Here is a 16,243-nt window from a genome sequence, read left to right on the forward strand (position 1 = left end):
CTGGCATGTCCGCCGCCGACCCCCTGACCGAGCTGGCAGAAGCCGCTGGCGTGGCAACGCGCTGGACAGACGCCAGTGGCAAGCCCCGAGGTGTCTCTGCCGATACGCTGCGCGCCGTACTGCGCGCCATGCACTTGCCTGCCGACACGCCGGCACAAACCTACGATAGCTTGTCCGCCTTGAGCGAACCTGTAACCACGCCGCCCGCACTGGCCGTCGTCACCACCGGTAGTCGCCTGCGAATACCGGGCGTGCGTCGTCGCCGTTACCGTATCCAATACGAAAATGGCACTTGCGCAGAGGGCCAGACTAATCGCGATGACGACCACCTCAGCGTGCCCGTGCCAGACAGCCCCGGCTACCACCACCTTGAATTGGACGGCTATTCGTGCAGGCTGGCCGTAGCACCGTCACGCTGCCCTACACCCAAGCAACTATTGCGGCAGGATCCTCCGCGCGCTTGGGGCATTACGGCGCAAATCTACAGCTTGCGTCACGCTGACCCGCTCCGCCATCCGGCAGCGGGAGGTTATGGCGATTTCGGTGCGCTGGGTGAATTGGCCGGCGATGCGGCCCGGCTGGGTGCCGATGCCCTGGCTATCAGCCCGGTACACGCCATGTTTAGCGCCGAGCCGGGCGCCTGCAGCCCCTATTCGCCGTCGAGTCGGCTATTTCTGAATGTGCTCTACGCCGACCCGGGCGCCGTATTCCGTGCTGACGAAGTACGGACTGCCATGGCAGCCATCGATGGCGACGGCCGCGCAGCCGCGCTAGAGCGGGCCGCACTGATTGATTGGCAAGCCGCAGGCACGCTGCGGCTTGCATTGTTGCGCAAGCTATACGACAGCTTCGACCGCGCGGCACTGGCTCCGCGCGAGGCCTATGCGCGCTTTCGTCAGGCAGGTGGCGACGCGCTGCAGAACCACGCGGTGTTCGAAGTTCTTCATGCTCGCCACACCACCGATTGGCGAAAATGGCCCGATGCCTTGCGCGATCCACGATCATCGCGGACGCGCGGCTTCGGCGCGGCCCATGAGCGCGAGGTCGGCTTTCACATATTTGCGCAATGGTTGGCGCGCACCAGCCTGGAACGCGCGCAAGCCAATGCCCGCGATGCCGGCATGCGTCTTGGCCTGATTGCCGACCTAGCCGTGGGCACAGATCCGCGCGGCAGCCACGCGTGGAGCCAGCAGGCCGACATCATCGAAGGTCTGTCGATCGGCGCTCCCCCCGATCTCCACAACCCGACAGGGCAACAATGGGGTTTGGCCGCGTTCTCTCCGTATGCGTTGCGCGAGCGCGGCTATGGTCCCTTCATTGAAATGCTGCGCGCCGTACTGGCCAGCACGGGCGGAATACGCATTGACCATATCCTGGGCCTGGCACGTCTGTGGGTGGTGCCGCCCGGCGCAACGCCGGCCGCGGGCGCCTACCTGCGCTACCCGCTGGACGATATGCTTCGGCTGATCGCCCTGGAAGCATGGCGGCACCAGAGCCTGGTGGTGGGAGAAAACCTGGGTACCGTCCCCGCCGGTTTCAACGATCAACTGGCGCAGCACGGGATTCTGGGCACTAGCGTGCTGTGGTTTCAGACCGAACCGTTGTCGGCGGTATCGTCATCCCACGGCCATCCAGCATTCCTGCCTCCCCAGAGCTGGCCAAGCGACGCGATTGCCATGCCCGACACCCACGATCTACCTACCGTGCGTGGGTGGTGGGAAGGCCGCGATCTTTATTGGCGCGAACGGCTGTACCGCGAACCCGACGGCACACACGCTGAGCGCCTATGCCAAGCCCGGCGCACGGCTTTGTGGTCCAGCCTGCGCGCAGCAGGCTTAGTACGTGGAAACGACCCACCGAGCGACCCACCGATCACAGCTGTTCTAAGCTTCGTGGCGGCCACTGCAGCGCCACTGATGCTGGCGCCACTGGAAGATCTGGCCGCCATCGCCGAGCAGCCCAACTTGCCCGGTACCATTGCCCAGCACCCCAACTGGCGTCAGCGCTTGCCAACTATGCAGTACGGTCTGCTGCATGACCCCGCGCTACGCGCCCGCATCCAGGCCATCAAAGCCAACCGGAGCGCGCCATGACGCCACGCGCCACCGCCCGACTGCAACTGCACGCCGGCTTCACACTGGACGATGCACGCGCGCAAGTTCCCTACTATGCACAACTCGGCATCAGCCACCTGTACATCTCACCGCTCAGCACCGCACGCTGCGGGTCCACGCATGGCTACGACGTCACGGATCACAGTAGGGTGAATCCCGAGTTGGGCGGAGAAGCCGCCCTACGGCAGTTGGTTGCCGCCCTACGTGGTCACGACATGGGACTGATCGTCGACATCGTGCCCAACCACATGGCGGCCGATTGCGCCAATCTCTGGTGGCGCGATGTACTAACCCATGGGCCGGCCAGTCGCTACGCCGACTGGTTCGATATCGATTGGCACCCGGCGGATACCGCGCTGCAGGGCAAACTGCTGCTGCCGCAATTAGCACAACCGTATGGCGTCAGCCTGCGGGCCGGCGATATCCAACTGAGATACGATGCCATCACCGATACCTACGTCATCGATGTTGCGGGCACCCGCCTGCCGTTGGCCACAGGTACCGAACCCGTTCAGGTGGCACCCGGCACCTTGCGTGAATCGCATGACCCCGCCGACCAAGCAGGCCTGACCCGGCTGCATCAACTACTGGAACGACAGCACTATCGGCTGGCGTGGTGGCGCACAGCCGCCGATCAAATCAATTGGCGACGCTTCTTCGAAATCGACACACTGGTGGGCGTGCGGGTCGAACAACCCGCGGTGTTCAAGGCCGTGCATGCGTTGACACTGCGGCTTTATACCGAGGGGCTGATTGATGGCGTGCGTATCGATCATATCGATGGTCTAGCCGACCCGATCGGCTATTGCCGCCAACTGCGCACAGCGCTGACAGCTCACGGCCAAAATCGGATGGCCGCCGGGCTGCCGCGTGATCCTTACCTGATCGTCGAGAAAATCCTGGCTCCCGGAGAAGTCCTGGATGGACGCTGGGATATCGATGGCACAACAGGTTATGACTTCATGGATCAGGCAGGCGCGCTGCTGCATGACCCTGCTGCCGCGTCCGTGCTGATCCCGGCGTGGCAGGTATTGGCACAAGACGCCCGGCCCACGGCCCAGCAGCTTGAAGGGGTGCGCCTGCACATGTTGTCGCGCCACTTCGCGGCCGAGCGCCGTGCGCTGGTGCGCGCGTTTTTGCGCCTTGCGCGACAAACACTGGAAACACGCGATTGGAGCGAAGACGCCATCGACCGCGTGCTTACCCGCCTGCTGGCCGCCTTTCCGGTGTATCGCACCTATGCTGATCCGCAAGGTCGCAACGCATCCGATCAAACCTATTGCCAGATCGCGGCAACGCGGGCGCGGCATTTGCCGGGCCCCGCCCTGTCGCAGGCCGACGTTGAACTGCTGGAGCAGATCGATCGCTGGCTGGCCGGCGGCACCGCCCAAGACGACGCGTGCGTGGCCGTGCGCCGATTCCAGCAGTTGACGCCGCCACTGGCAGCCAAAGCGCTCGAAGACACGTTGTTTTATCGTTACGGCCCCATTCTGTCACGCAACGAAGTCGGCGCGTCACCTGATCAGTTCGCTCTATCGGTAGCTGATTTTCACCGTGCCTGCGCGGCTCGCGCACGCCGCTTTCCCGCCGCCATGCTGGCCACCGCTACCCATGATCACAAGCGCGGCGAGGATGTCCGGGCTCGCCTGGCCGTGCTGACAGAGGCACCGCTTGAATGGCTACGCCATGTCCAACAATGGCTGGGACCGCCAGGCGATCCGCCAACGGCGGCAGATCGCTACATGCTGCTGCAAACCCTCGTGGGCGCCTGGCCGCCAGAGCTCGATCCGGCCGATACAACAGGCGTGGACCATTTTCTGGATCGCGTACGTGCCTGGCAATGCAAAGCCGTGCGCGAAGCCAAGCAGCACTCCAGCTGGACCCAACATAACTTGGCATACGAATCGGCTTGCGACCAGTACTTGAGCCGCCTACGCGAGCCAACCGACACACACCCGCCGCGACTGGGTGAAATCGCTGCCTTTGCCGAGCGCCTGACGCCCGCCGGTCTGGTCAACAGCCTGGTCCAGACGACCCTGCGCATGACCGTGCCAGGTGTGCCGGATTTGTACCAAGGCACGGAATTCTGGGATTTCAGTCTGGTCGATCCCGATAATCGCCATCCTGTGAACTATGAGACCCGGATGGCCGCACTGATTAATGCTCCCGCGTCGATTACGGGTGGCGACACCCTCACGCAAGCCGGCTGGCGATCGGGGCGGATAAAGCAACACCTCATCCGCTGCCTGCTGCAACGGCGCGCGGCTTATCCGTTACTGTTCCAGCATGGCTCGTATCTGCCACTGTCCGTGCATGGCGCGCAGGCCGTCCATGTACTGGCCTTCGTCCGCAGCCATGAAGATCAGCACTTGCTGGTGGTGGTGCCACGTCTGTGTGCCTTGAGACTGGCTCAGCCGACGCAAAATAGTCAGGCGCTCGCGTTCTGGGCAGACACCCGCATACGCCTACCGACCGGGTTGACGCGCCTATCCTGGCGCGACGTGTACAACGACGACGTGCTACGTCCCGATGTCCATGGCTGCCTGGATCTCGCCCAACTACTGCAAGACGGGCCCGTCAGTGTCCGGCTCGCTTAAGGCAGACCGGCTTCGCGTTGACCGGGATAAGCCATCCAGCGCCGACGCGTCGGACACATTCTGCTCAAGCATCCCACGAAGCCGTCGGATCAACTCGCCCACCGAAAACGGTTTCAGAATAACGTCCATTCCTTCACCCTGGAATTCGCTACCGTCCACGACATTCTCGGCGTAGCCCGTCATAAACAACACCTTCAATTCCGGACGGGATTCGCGCGCGATATCCGCTACCCGGCGGCCGTTCAAGCCGGGCAAACCCACGTCGGTGAGGAGTAAATCTACCTGCTGGGTATCGGCCAACAGACGCACACCCGCCTCACCGTCTGACGCGGTCAAAACGCGCACCGGCATCGCCATCAAGCTTTCGCGTATCATTTCGCGCACATTGGTGTCGTCTTCGACCAGCACGATCACCGCGTCGGCGGGTAGGCTATCAATCTCAGAGGCATTGCGACCCGCCCGACGCGCTGAATTCGCCGGCGGCCCTTCATAGCGAGGCAGGTAGAGACGAACCGTCGTGCCCTGATCAGGTGCACTGTCGATCGTGATCAGTCCGCCCGCCTGTCGCGCAAAGCCGTAGATCATCGACAGACCCAGACCGGTTCCTTCCCCCATCGGCTTGGTCGTGAAAAATGGCTCGAAGGCGCGCGCCAATACCTCTTGCGGCATTCCGTGTCCCTGGTCTTTGACATGCACCTCGATGAATTCGCCCGGCCGCACATCGGGATACTGGTGCAGAAAGTCCGCGTCGAGCTGGGTGTTGACCGCCTGCACCGTCAAATGACCGCCATCCGGCATGGCATCGCAGGCATTGATGACCAAATTCAGCAACGCGCTCTCGACCTGATTGGAATCGCACTTGACGATATGCAGGCCGGGCTCGGCCAGGCAAGTCAGCGTAATACCCTCGCCCGTATAACGGCGAAACAGGTCCTCCATCGAGGCCAACGTAGCTGCCATGTCCAGCGGCTTAGGATTGAGCGGCTGCCGCCGCGAAAAACTCAACAACCGCTCGGTCAGACGTGCGGCGCGACCGGCAGAATCCATGGCCGTCGCAATGAAGCGATTGGCTTCATGGTACTTGCCGGTATCCACCTTGCGCTGAATCAGATACAGCGCCCCGCTGATCCCCTGCAGCATATTGTTAAAGTCATGTGCGATCCCACCGGTCAACCTGCCCACGGCCTCCATCTTCTGCGACTGCAGCAACGCCGCCTGGGCTTGGCGCAGTTGCTCGGCCTGCAGTTTGAAGTCGGTATCGTCGCGGCCCACCAAATAGAAACTGTCGTGAGCCCATGTGATGGTCCAAGTGATCCAGCTATAACTACCGCTTTTGTTCAACAACCGGCTTTCCAAGTGCCGCACCTTCTGGCCGGCCTCCTCGTTGAGCAGCAGGTTGTCTCTGATGTGAGGTAAATCTTCCGGGTGAGCGAGATCCCCCAGAGGCATCGCCAGGAACTGTTCCTGCGTCCAACCTAAAATCGCTCGCACGGCCGGGTTCACACTGACAAATTGTCCCCGTGCGTTCGCCACCGCAAGCAAGTCGGGCGACAGGCGCCAGATCCGATCACGCTCGGCGATGGCCGACTCGACGCGTTGCTCGAGCACACGGGCATACTGCGAGCGCTCGACGGCATCGCACAGGCGCTCGGCGACCTCCTCCACAAACGCAGTATCCGGCCCTTTCAGGCGACGCTCGATATGGGATTTCACGTACAACATCCCGGTGGGCCACCCCCAGCGCCGCAATGGAATGGCGATGGCTATCGGACCGGCCTCGCCCGACTGACTCGCCAGCAAAGGCGACAAATACGCCGTTCGACTGTTTTCATACGCCTGGAAATACTCATCGCCTATTTGATCCGCGGTAATGCCCTCGCCTTCGGCCTTCGCTTGCTCCGATAGCCAATGTGTCGCCACGCGGGCTGCATCGGTGCCCACGTCGAACTCAAGAACAGCGACCACACTCAGACCCAAGTATCGGCCTAACGCCTCGCATGCAGCATGCTCAATGTCGACCTGCTGATGAATTTCGCGTAATTGATCGACCACGGACAGAAGAAAATTCTTGCGATGCTGCTCCGCCCAAAGCTCGCTCTCGGCCGCCTTGCGAGCCGTAATATCCAGCACCAGCACCGTGATCCTGTCCGATTGCGCTTCTTTATGCACGTGCGCCTCGTACCAGGCATCGCGACCCTGATGGGGCGCGGCTAGTTCGAACTGTGCCGACACGCCTGTTTCCACCACGTGGATGAAAGTTTCCATGACCTGCTCGGGCATGTTCGATATTATTTCGCGCAGCGAATGGCCCAGTGTATTGCCGGAATGCAGGCCACTTTGCTGCTCAAAGGCCGGGTTGACCTCGAGAAACCGAAAGTCCGTGATCACGCCCTGCTGATCGCGCATGGCTTCAATCAGAAAGAAGCCTTCTTGCATGCGTTGGAAAATTCCATGCCAACGCTCGCTGCTTTCCCGCAGCGCCTGCAAGGCGCCATGACGCTCGATAGCCAGCGCCACAGTGCGCACCACCACTGCCATGGCGTCGATATCTCGCGGTGTCGGCATGTGTTCGACATCGTAGTAATTCGAAAACACACCAAGCAGCCGACCGTCAGTGCCTTTGATGGGTGTGGCCCAACACGCTCGCAAATTGTGCCGAAGGGTCTGCTCGCGCCAGGGACTCCAGTGGGGATGCGTGGCAACATCATCGACATACACGGGCGTACCGGAATGGGCAGCGGCACCCCACGATGCCGCAGTGGGCAAAATCGGTACGCCATCGATAGCCGCCAGGAACTCTGCGGGCAGTGTAGGTGCTGCCATATGGCGTAAACGGACGCCAGCGTCGTCGACCGACATGACCGACGTTCGAAGATACACACTGGATTGCTGCTCAACGGCACGCAGCACATGGTCGATGACATCGGGCAGCGGCACGCCATCCGCAATGCGCTGCAGCATGATGCGCTCTTCTTCGAGGCGAGCGCGCGTATCGGCCCAAGGATTGCACACCTGATCGTGCTTGGTGAACATTACGCCCTCGTACACAAACCGGCAGAGACTGTCTGCACGTTTTTCTACCACATTTTTTCAAGTATGCCTGGATTGCGCCAGAAACAACGTAACACCACGCAACGCCCTACTACCTAGGTCGGCTAGCAAACAGCATGCCCGATCCTCTACCTCAATGGAGACAAGCGGACGAACATTTTTCGCCTGTCGGTAAAAAGTAAATCAACGCGACACGCGCCGCCCTTCAGAAACGTCGGGCACGATTTTTGCCTGACTTTCCTGCTACGCATATCGGAGAGCCACATGCCAAGTCAGGACGCGCACGCTCGCGGCAGCGCCACAGTCAAATTATTGACGGTCAACGTCCACAAGGGGTTCACGCTCTTCAATCGACGGTTCATTCTGCACGAATTGCGCTCGGCCCTGCGCGATGCACAACCTGACATCGTATTCCTGCAGGAAGTCATCGGCTCACACCACCGCCATGCACGACGTCTGGCGGCATGGCCCGCGACCTCGCAATACGAATTCCTGGCCGACAGTCTCTGGAGCGACTTCGCGTACGGGCGCAACGCGGTCTATCCTGAGGGAGATCACGGCAACGCGGTGCTCTCGCGCTGGCCGATCATTGAGCACCACAACTACGACGTTTCGGTGGGCACCCATGAAAGTCGCGGCATACTGCATAGTCAAGTTCGCCACCCCGACGTGGCCGACGATATGCATGTGGTCTGTGTGCATCTGGGCCTTCGCGAAGCGCACAGGCGTGCCCAATTAAATCAATTGTGCACGCTGGTAAATAAAATCGATAACAACGCGCCCGTGCTGGTCGGCGGCGACTTCAACGACTGGCGTCGGCGCGCCAGCGACATGCTGACGGACTGTTCGATGCGCGACGTGTTTCGTAGCACGCTGGGGCGCGAGCCGCGCACGTTTCCAGCCCGGTGCCCGTTACTGGCGCTAGACCGCATTTATGTGCGAAACGTGATCTCGGCTCGTCCGGTGGCCCTGGCGTCGCGGGTTTGGCGCCATCTGTCGGACCATGCGCCGCTCGCGGCCGAGGTACGACTATGACCTCCACCTGGCGCCAGGGCAATACGGTACGTTTGTTGGAAAACGGCGAGGAATTCTTTCCCCGCGTGTTCGACGCCATTCGCGCGGCCCACACGGAAATCCTGCTGGAAACCTTTATTTTGTTCGACGACAAAGTCGGACAGGAATTACGCCAAGTACTGATTGACGCAGCGCGTCGCGGTGTTGAGATCGATCTTACCGTGGATGGCTACGGCTCCGATTGCCTGGACGACGCCTTCATCGCCGGCCTGACCGAAGCCGGGGTGCGTTTCCATATTTTTGATCCGCGCCCCAGAATGCTCGGTTTTCGTGTTAACGCGCTGCGCCGCATGCATCGCAAGGTAACGGTGGTGGACGAAAAGATAGCCTTCGTCGGCGGCATCAATTATTCGGAGGACCATCTTGGCGACTTCGGCCCCGAAGCCAAGCAAGACTATGCGGCTGAACTGCACGGCCCCATTGTCGAAGACATCCGTCACTTCGCCTACGCGGCAGTGCATGGTGGACAGGAACGACGATTAGGCCGCCGCCTGAAGACTTCGCATGGTCCCCAAGGCCAAGGCGCAGCGCTGTTCCTGACGCGCGACAACGACCGCCACCACAACGACATCGAGCGCTCTTACCGTGCCGGTTTTCGTATCGCTCGACACGACATCATTGTCGCCAATGCCTATTTCTTTCCCGGCTACCGACTGCTGCGCGATTTGCGCAACGCGGCGCGACGCGGCGTTTGTGTACGATTGATACTACAGGGCGAACCCGACATGCCGATTGCAAAGCTCGCGGCCCGCACCCTGTACGACTACCTGCTGTCGGCCGGCGTCATGATCTACGAATATTGCGAGCGGCCGTTGCACAGCAAGGTGGCCTGCATCGATGACGAGTGGGCCACCATCGGCTCCAGCAATCTGGATCCGCTCAGCCTGGCCCTGAATATGGAGGCCAATGTGGTGACGCGCGACGGTGCCTTTACGGCGGAACTTCGCGCGTCGCTGGAAAAACTGATCCAGGGTCACTGCCGCCGTATCATGCCGCGACACGGCGTAAAACGTGTACTGCGCCGTCTATGGTTCGGGGTGGCGATCTATCACGTGCTGCGCCATTTTCCCGCGTGGGCCGCGATGCTGCCGTCTGGCCGTGCGCATTTGCAAAGCATCGATCCCTCCCGCACCTCAACACCCACCAACGAGCGCAACCATGACTGAATTTCGTCGCTCGTTTCTGCGTTCCACCTGGCGTCGTATGCGCCACTTCTGGAAGCGCACACGGCGAGTCTGGACTGGATTATTCATGGTGGCAGCCATCGCGCTATTGGTGCAGTTGGCGCGCGACGTTCAGTGGCACGAGGTCTGGCGCCAACTGCAAGAGATACCCAACTCAGCCTTGCTGGAGAGCGCCTGCCTGGTGCCAGTAGCCTACCTGGCCTATACCGCGTTCGACCTGATCGGCCGCGCCTACACCGGACACAAACTGGGCACCGGGATAACCATGGCCGTCGCTTTCGTCAGCTACGCGGCCAATCTTAATCTGGGAGCCTTGGTGGGCGGGATCGGCCTGCGCTTTCGCCTGTACGGCAAGCAGGGACTGCGGGTATCCGTAATTTCCAAGGTGTTGGCGATGAGCATCTTCACCAACTGGCTAGGCTACTTGTGGTTGTTCGGTGTGCTGTTCGCGCTACGGCAGGCGCCCGCCGCGTGGCATCTGAGCCAGACCATGCTGCAGATAGCCGGCGTCCTCATGCTGATCGTCGCCTCGGGCTATCTCTCGCTAAGCGCATTTTCGCGCCGCCGGCACCTGCGCGTGGCCGGGCGTCACATCCCGATTCCCACCGTGCGCGTTGCCTTGCTGCAGTCCGTGTTATCGGTCATCTGCTGGGGCGCCATCGCCGGCATTCTGTATCTGCTGTTTGAAAGGCAGGTGTCTTATACACAAGTGCTGGCCGCGCTGCTGCTCAGCAGTATTGCCGGAGCGCTGGTTCACATACCCGGCGGTGTCGGTGTGCTGGAAGCGGTCTTCGTCGCCATGCTGGCGCCCGAAGTTTCACAGGTACAAGTCTTGGGTACGCTACTGGCCTATCGCGCCACGTTCTACTTGGCGCCTCTGGCTTTGGCGCTGGTGATGTACGCCGTGCTCGAAGCCCGTCCCGGAAAATCTCCAAACGACCGCGCGATCCACACGAAATAGACACTACGTGCATCCAACCGTTTCAATTCAGGAAAAAGTCAGCTTTATGAGCGCTCAATGAAGGTTATCAGATCAGATCACCGGGCGACGCGGCAGCAATAGCTGCCGCTTGCGCCGGCCCGCCCCTTGTACAGGATGCGACATGGACACTCTGACTCACGATACTCCCCAAGAACACGATGCGCCGCACGGCTGGCGGCGCTGGCTGTTCGCGACCAATCACAAAGACATCGGGACGATGTATCTCATCTTCTCGTTCGTCATGCTGCTCGAAGGAGGCGTACTGGCCCTGCTGCTGCGCACTGAGCTGTTCGAGCCCGGTTTGCAATTCTTCCAACCCGAACTGTTCAACCAGTTCACCAGCATGCACGGATTGATCATGATCTTCGGCGCGATCATGCCCTCGCTGGTCGGGTTTGCCAACTGGATGATCCCGATGCAGATCGGTGCGGCGGACATGGCCTTTGCGCGCATGAACAACTTCAGCTTCTGGCTCCTGCCCGTCGGGGCGATGATGCTGACGGCATCGTTTTTCGTACCGGGCGGCGCCACCGCCGCCGGCTGGACGTTGTACGCGCCACTGTCGGAGCAAATGGGTCCGGGCATGGACTTGGCCATATTCGCCCTGCATATCATGGGGGCCTCGTCCATCATGGGGGCCATCAATATCATCGTCACGATCCTGAACATGCGTGCGCCGGGCATGACCCTGATGAGAATGCCGATGTTCTGCTGGACCTGGCTGATCACCGCTTTCTTGCTGCTCGCTGTAATGCCGGTGTTGGCGGCGGCGGTCACCATGGTGCTGACTGACCGCCATTTCGGCACCGGCTTTTTCAATGCCGCCGCCGGCGGCGATCCTGTGCTGTATCAGCACGTGTTCTGGTTCTTCGGCCACCCCGAGGTCTACATCATGATCCTGCCGGCGTTCGGCATCATATCCATGATCGTGCCTACCTTCTCGCGCAAGAAGCTGTTCGGCTACGCTTCGATGGTCTATGCCACGGCGGCCATTGCGGTGCTGTCGTTCCTGGTATGGGCGCACCACATGTTCACCACCGGCATGCCCGCCACCGGTCAGTTGTACTTCATGTACGCCACCATGCTGATATCCGTTCCCACCGGCGTAAAAGTCTTCAATTGGGTGGCCACCATGTGGCGGGGGTCGTTAAGTCTGGAAACACCGATGCTGTTCGCGATCGGCTTCATCTTCGTGTTCACCATGGGCGGTTTCACCGGCCTGATCCTGTCGATTGCCCCGATCGACATTCAGGTGCACGACACATATTACGTGGTCGCGCACTTCCATTATGTGCTGGTGGCCGGTTCGCTGTTCGCGCTGTTTGGCGGCGCCTACTATTGGGTACCCAAGTGGACGGGCCGCATGTACAACGAGAAACTGGGAAAAATCCACTTCTGGTCCACGCTGATTTCGTTCAACGTCACGTTCTTCCCCATGCACTTTCTGGGTTTGGCCGGTATGCCGCGTCGTTACGTTGACTACGCCGCGCAGTTCACGACCTTCCACCAGGTGGCGACGATCGGGGCATTCTGGTTCGGCTTGTCGCAGCTCTTATTTTTGTATGCCATGTTGACCTGCTATCGAGGCAAAGGCACCGTGGCTGCGGCCAAGCCCTGGGAAGGCGCCGAAGGTCTGGAATGGAGTGTGCCCTCGCCGGCCCCGCACCACACCTTTACGGTTCCGCCGGATATTCACTAGGCGGATACTCATGCAATTGGGCCATCTATTCCGGGGTGTGCCGGCGTCGACACGCCCTTGCGACGACACCGTCGTCGCTACATCGACCGACGTCGAGCGGCACTGGGAACTGAAACGCAACTGTTGCGTCACGCCGCGTCAGTTTCTGTTGGGTATGGCAGGCACCGCGGGAATCGCCCTACTGATCAGCTTGATCTTCAGTTGGCGGGGTCTATGGCTGGTCGCGTTCTACGGCGCCCTCGAGATCGCGCTCATCGCGGGCGCCACGCTGTCCTTTGCTCGTCACGTCCGTGATGGAGAAACGGTGACGTTGTTGACCGATGGCCGCATGGTCGTGGACGTTTACACAGGAAGCGACGCAACGCGTCATGTCTTCAACCGCAACTGGGCACGGCTCGTGCGACTGCCTGAAGCGCCAGACACACTCTGGCTGCACTACGGCACTGTTCGCCTGCGGCTGGCTCGCCATGTACCGACCGAACGGCGCCGCCATATCGAGAGCGAATTGCGACATTCGCTGCCTTGGCGTGGCCCTCCGGGATCGTGCCAGGGCACGAACGCGCGCTACACGGGAGATCCAAATGTACGTCCGATTGAAAAAACTACACGATCAGGTCATGGTCATCACCGGCGCCAGTAGTGGCATCGGCCTGGCCACAGCCCGAATGGCTGCTCGCGAGGGTGCCAAAGTCGTGCTGGCCTGCCGCAACCAGCAGGCCCTGGACGAGATCGTCGCCAGTATCCGCGCTGAAGGCGGGGACGCTTTGGCCGTGCAGGCCGACGTCGGCGTCGAGGCCGACCATGATCGCATCTTGAACACCGCCATCGAACACTACGGCCGCGTCGACACTTGGGTCAACAATGCCGGGGTATCCATCTTCGGACGCCTCGAAGAGGTGCCGATGGATGATCAGCGCAAGCTGTTCGAAACCAATTATTGGGGCGTCGTATATGGCTCGACCACCGCTGTCGCACATCTGAAGAAACAAGGCGGTGCGCTGATCAACATAGGCAGCGAGGTATCGGACCGCGCCATTCCCCTGCAAGGGGCCTATTCCGCATCGAAACACGCCGTCAAGGGTTATACCGACGCGCTGCGCATGGAACTCGAAACGGAAGGCGCGCCAGTGTCCGTCACCCTGATCAAGCCGGCCTCGATTGCCACCGGCTATTCCGAACACGCCCGCAATTACATGGACGTAGAGCCTCGCCTGCCGCCGCCGCTCTATGCAGCAGAGACCGTCGCGCGCGCCATCCTATACGCCGCGCAGCACCCGCGACGTGACATTTACGTAGGCAGCGCGTCAAAAGCCATGTCCTCCATGGGTCAACGTATGCCCTCGCTATCCGACCGGATGGCAGGTTGGCTGATCCGTCACCAGCGTAGCGATAAGGCCGCTACCGAGCGCCCCGATGCGCTGTACGACGCCGGCACTCCGTCACAGGGCGACACGGGCCGTGAAGGTGTCGACGTACCGCACGTGCGCAAACGCAGCGTGTACGCCCATCTTTCCACCGGCGGCCGCGGCCTGGTGTGGGCAGGCGCGGCGGCTCTGCTCTGCGGCACTGTCATCGGTGCGGCACGCGGTCGACGTTGGCACTAACGGCTTTGTCTATGACCCCTACGGCGAGCCTGATCCTGGTGCTGGTGGGCATCGCGCTGATGGTCGCCGAGGTGCTCACTCCCGCTCTGGGACTGCTTGGCATCGCCGGCTTGGCATTACTTGCGTCCGGATCTCTGTTTTTATACGACACGCAGGCCGGCGACTTTGCCGTGTCGGTACCTTTGGTAACGATCACGGTTGTCATCGGCGCTCTGCTGCTGGTATTGATTGCCTTGGTAGTACGACGCGCCCAGCGCCGGCGCGTCAATTTCGACCACAGCACCCAGCCCGGTGAGTCCGTCGAAGTCTTGTCTTGGCAAGGGCGCGAAGGGCTGGTGCGCGCTGGCGCAGAAATCTGGCAGGCGCACGCCGATATACCTTTGGCTTGCGGCCAGCCCGCGGTCATCGTATCGCGCCGGGGGCTCATCCTCCACGTACGCGCCGCGGACCTGACCCAAAAGGAACTCCCATGACTCTCATCGCCTATATCATCGTGGCGGCACTGCTGATACTGCTCGCCATATCCATGATCCGCATACTGCGCGAGTACGAGCGCGGCGTTGTCTTCACCCTGGGGCGCTTCACTAGCGTAAAGGGGCCAGGCCTGATCATACTGATCCCGGCGATACAGCAAATGGTGCGGGTCGAGCTACGCACCATCGTGCTGGATGTTCCCACGCAAGACATCATCTCGCGGGACAACGTATCGGTAAAAGTAAATGCCGTACTGTATTTTCGGGTCGTCGACGCTGATCGGGCGGTGATTCAGGTCGAACACTACATGGAAGCCACCAGTCAACTGGCACAAACGACACTGCGGTCCGTCTTGGGCAAGCACGACCTGGACGAGATGCTGTCCGAGCGCGACAAGCTGAATGCCGACCTTCAGGAAATCCTCGACCGGCAAACCGAAGACTGGGGCATCAAAGTCGCCAACGTAGAAATCAAACATGTGGATATAGACGAAAGTATGGTGCGCGCCATTGCCCGCCAGGCCGAAGCCGAACGCAACCGTCGTGCGCGCATCATTAACGCCGAGGGCGAAGAGCAAGCCGCCGAAAAACTGGTCGAGGCCGCACGCGTATTGGGCCGCACACCCGAAGCCATGCAACTTCGTTATCTGTCCACTTTGTATGACATCGCCGGCGACAAGAGTTCGACCATCGTATTTCCCGTTCCCATCGATCTACTGCAACGCATATTCGAGCGGTCAGACAATCCGCAATAGCGGCCCGGCAGGCCGCGCCAGAATCCACGACGCAACCGCTTGCCGACCCGCTGGGCTGCCAGATTTTCATTCTAGGGTTGGTTTTCGACCGTCTTTGCTGCATTCTCCGCGATGACGGTCCAACGCAACCCGACCTGCAGCGTCCGTGCCTCCTCCAGGCGACGCTGCAGTGTAGGCAGTACGTTGGCAGCGTAGGCTCGAATATCTGGATCGTTGCTGTTACGCACCGCACGTTTGAACAGTGCCACCACCGCTGACTGCCCTTGGACTGCTACTTTCTCCAGATACAGCGCGTCAAACGCCGCTGTCGGGGCACTCTTCAACTCGGCCAGCACAGCTTGCTGCCCTGCGCCCACCACGCTCGGCACGGCACGCGACTTGGCGGCGGCAACCGCTAATAATTGTGCACGGGCCGCAGCTTGATCGCCGAGGACCGCCCGAGCATAGGCCCGTACGTCCTCGCTCGAGGCCCGTTGCAGGGCCAGGTCTCCCGATCTCAGCTCAAACAAGCCCGCTCGAATGACGGCTTCCATAAAAAGTCGGTCTTGATTATCCAGGGCGACCGACGAAGCGTATGCCTGAATGCCACCGATGACTATCGCGGCAGTCGCCGCCGCGATAGCGGTCATTTTCCAAGGACTCATATCGTTCCCCTGGGGATACCCGCCGATCGCGGGCTGAAACGGCATAGCAACCGACGTGCCCGAGGG

12 protein-coding genes are annotated in these 16,243 nt (G+C 61.0%); 10 read left to right on the forward strand and 2 right to left on the reverse strand.

Translation table 11 applies throughout. From position 1 onward, the window contains the following. Positions 1-5 precede the first annotated feature (5 nt). Together malQ and treY are read left to right on the forward strand one after the other, a co-directional pair. Entirely contained in the window at positions 6-2,093 is a 2,088-nt protein-coding gene (gene malQ, locus ACNAZS_RS23505; RefSeq protein ID WP_415792953.1) for a 4-alpha-glucanotransferase, read from the forward strand. Next, positions 2,090-4,711: a malto-oligosyltrehalose synthase gene (gene treY, locus ACNAZS_RS23510; protein WP_415792954.1), complete on the forward strand. Its 2,622-nt coding sequence runs from the start codon at positions 2,090-2,092 to the stop codon at positions 4,709-4,711. The genes malQ and treY overlap by 4 nt, the downstream gene beginning before the upstream one ends. On the opposite strand, the gene ACNAZS_RS23515 is transcribed toward treY, so the two are convergent. Beyond that, complete coding sequence (locus ACNAZS_RS23515) at positions 4,673-7,744, reverse strand: PAS domain S-box protein (RefSeq protein WP_415792955.1); 3,072 nt, start codon at positions 7,742-7,744, stop codon at positions 4,673-4,675. The genes treY and ACNAZS_RS23515 overlap by 39 nt on opposite strands. 282 nt (positions 7,745-8,026) lie before the next feature. On the opposite strand from ACNAZS_RS23515, the gene ACNAZS_RS23520 reads away from it, so the two are divergent. From ACNAZS_RS23520 to ACNAZS_RS23555, 8 genes are all read left to right on the forward strand, one after another. Continuing rightward, entirely contained in the window at positions 8,027-8,797 is a 771-nt protein-coding gene (locus ACNAZS_RS23520) for an endonuclease/exonuclease/phosphatase family protein (protein ID WP_415792956.1), read from the forward strand. After that, positions 8,794-10,002 carry a cardiolipin synthase ClsB gene (gene clsB / locus ACNAZS_RS23525; protein WP_415792957.1) on the forward strand — a complete coding sequence of 403 codons (1,209 nt, stop codon included), beginning with the start codon at positions 8,794-8,796 and terminating at the stop codon, positions 10,000-10,002. Before ACNAZS_RS23520 ends, clsB begins: the two co-directional genes overlap by 4 nt. Then, positions 9,995-10,981 carry a lysylphosphatidylglycerol synthase transmembrane domain-containing protein gene (locus ACNAZS_RS23530; RefSeq protein ID WP_415792958.1) on the forward strand — a complete coding sequence of 329 codons (987 nt, stop codon included), beginning with the start codon at positions 9,995-9,997 and terminating at the stop codon, positions 10,979-10,981. The genes clsB and ACNAZS_RS23530 overlap by 8 nt, the downstream gene beginning before the upstream one ends. A 142-nt stretch (positions 10,982-11,123) precedes the next feature. After that, positions 11,124-12,701, forward strand: a complete 1,578-nt coding sequence (gene ctaD, locus ACNAZS_RS23535; protein ID WP_415792959.1) for a cytochrome c oxidase subunit I — start codon at positions 11,124-11,126, stop codon at positions 12,699-12,701. 10 nt (positions 12,702-12,711) lie between these two features. Beyond that, complete coding sequence (locus tag ACNAZS_RS23540) at positions 12,712-13,341, forward strand: DUF2244 domain-containing protein (protein WP_415792960.1); 630 nt, start codon at positions 12,712-12,714, stop codon at positions 13,339-13,341. After that, a complete protein-coding gene (locus tag ACNAZS_RS23545; protein WP_415792961.1) occupies positions 13,283-14,305 on the forward strand; it encodes an SDR family oxidoreductase in 1,023 nt (340 codons plus the stop codon). The genes ACNAZS_RS23540 and ACNAZS_RS23545 overlap by 59 nt, the downstream gene beginning before the upstream one ends. A gap of 11 nt (positions 14,306-14,316) precedes the next feature. Beyond that, on the forward strand, positions 14,317-14,778 hold the full coding sequence (locus ACNAZS_RS23550; RefSeq protein WP_415792962.1) for an NfeD family protein: 462 nt from the start codon (positions 14,317-14,319) through the stop codon (positions 14,776-14,778). Beyond that, positions 14,775-15,533 carry a slipin family protein gene (locus tag ACNAZS_RS23555; protein WP_415792963.1) on the forward strand — a complete coding sequence of 253 codons (759 nt, stop codon included), beginning with the start codon at positions 14,775-14,777 and terminating at the stop codon, positions 15,531-15,533. Before ACNAZS_RS23550 ends, ACNAZS_RS23555 begins: the two co-directional genes overlap by 4 nt. A 71-nt stretch (positions 15,534-15,604) precedes the next feature. Here ACNAZS_RS23555 and ACNAZS_RS23560 read toward each other — a convergent pair whose 3' ends face one another. Next, positions 15,605-16,177 carry a DUF4142 domain-containing protein gene (locus ACNAZS_RS23560; RefSeq protein ID WP_415792964.1) on the reverse strand — a complete coding sequence of 191 codons (573 nt, stop codon included), beginning with the start codon at positions 16,175-16,177 and terminating at the stop codon, positions 15,605-15,607. Between the last annotated feature and the right edge of the window lie 66 nt (positions 16,178-16,243).

This window comes from Bordetella tumulicola, from assembly GCF_965138755.1.
Classification (GTDB): Bacteria; Pseudomonadota; Gammaproteobacteria; order Burkholderiales; family Burkholderiaceae_B; genus Bordetella_A; species Bordetella_A tumulicola.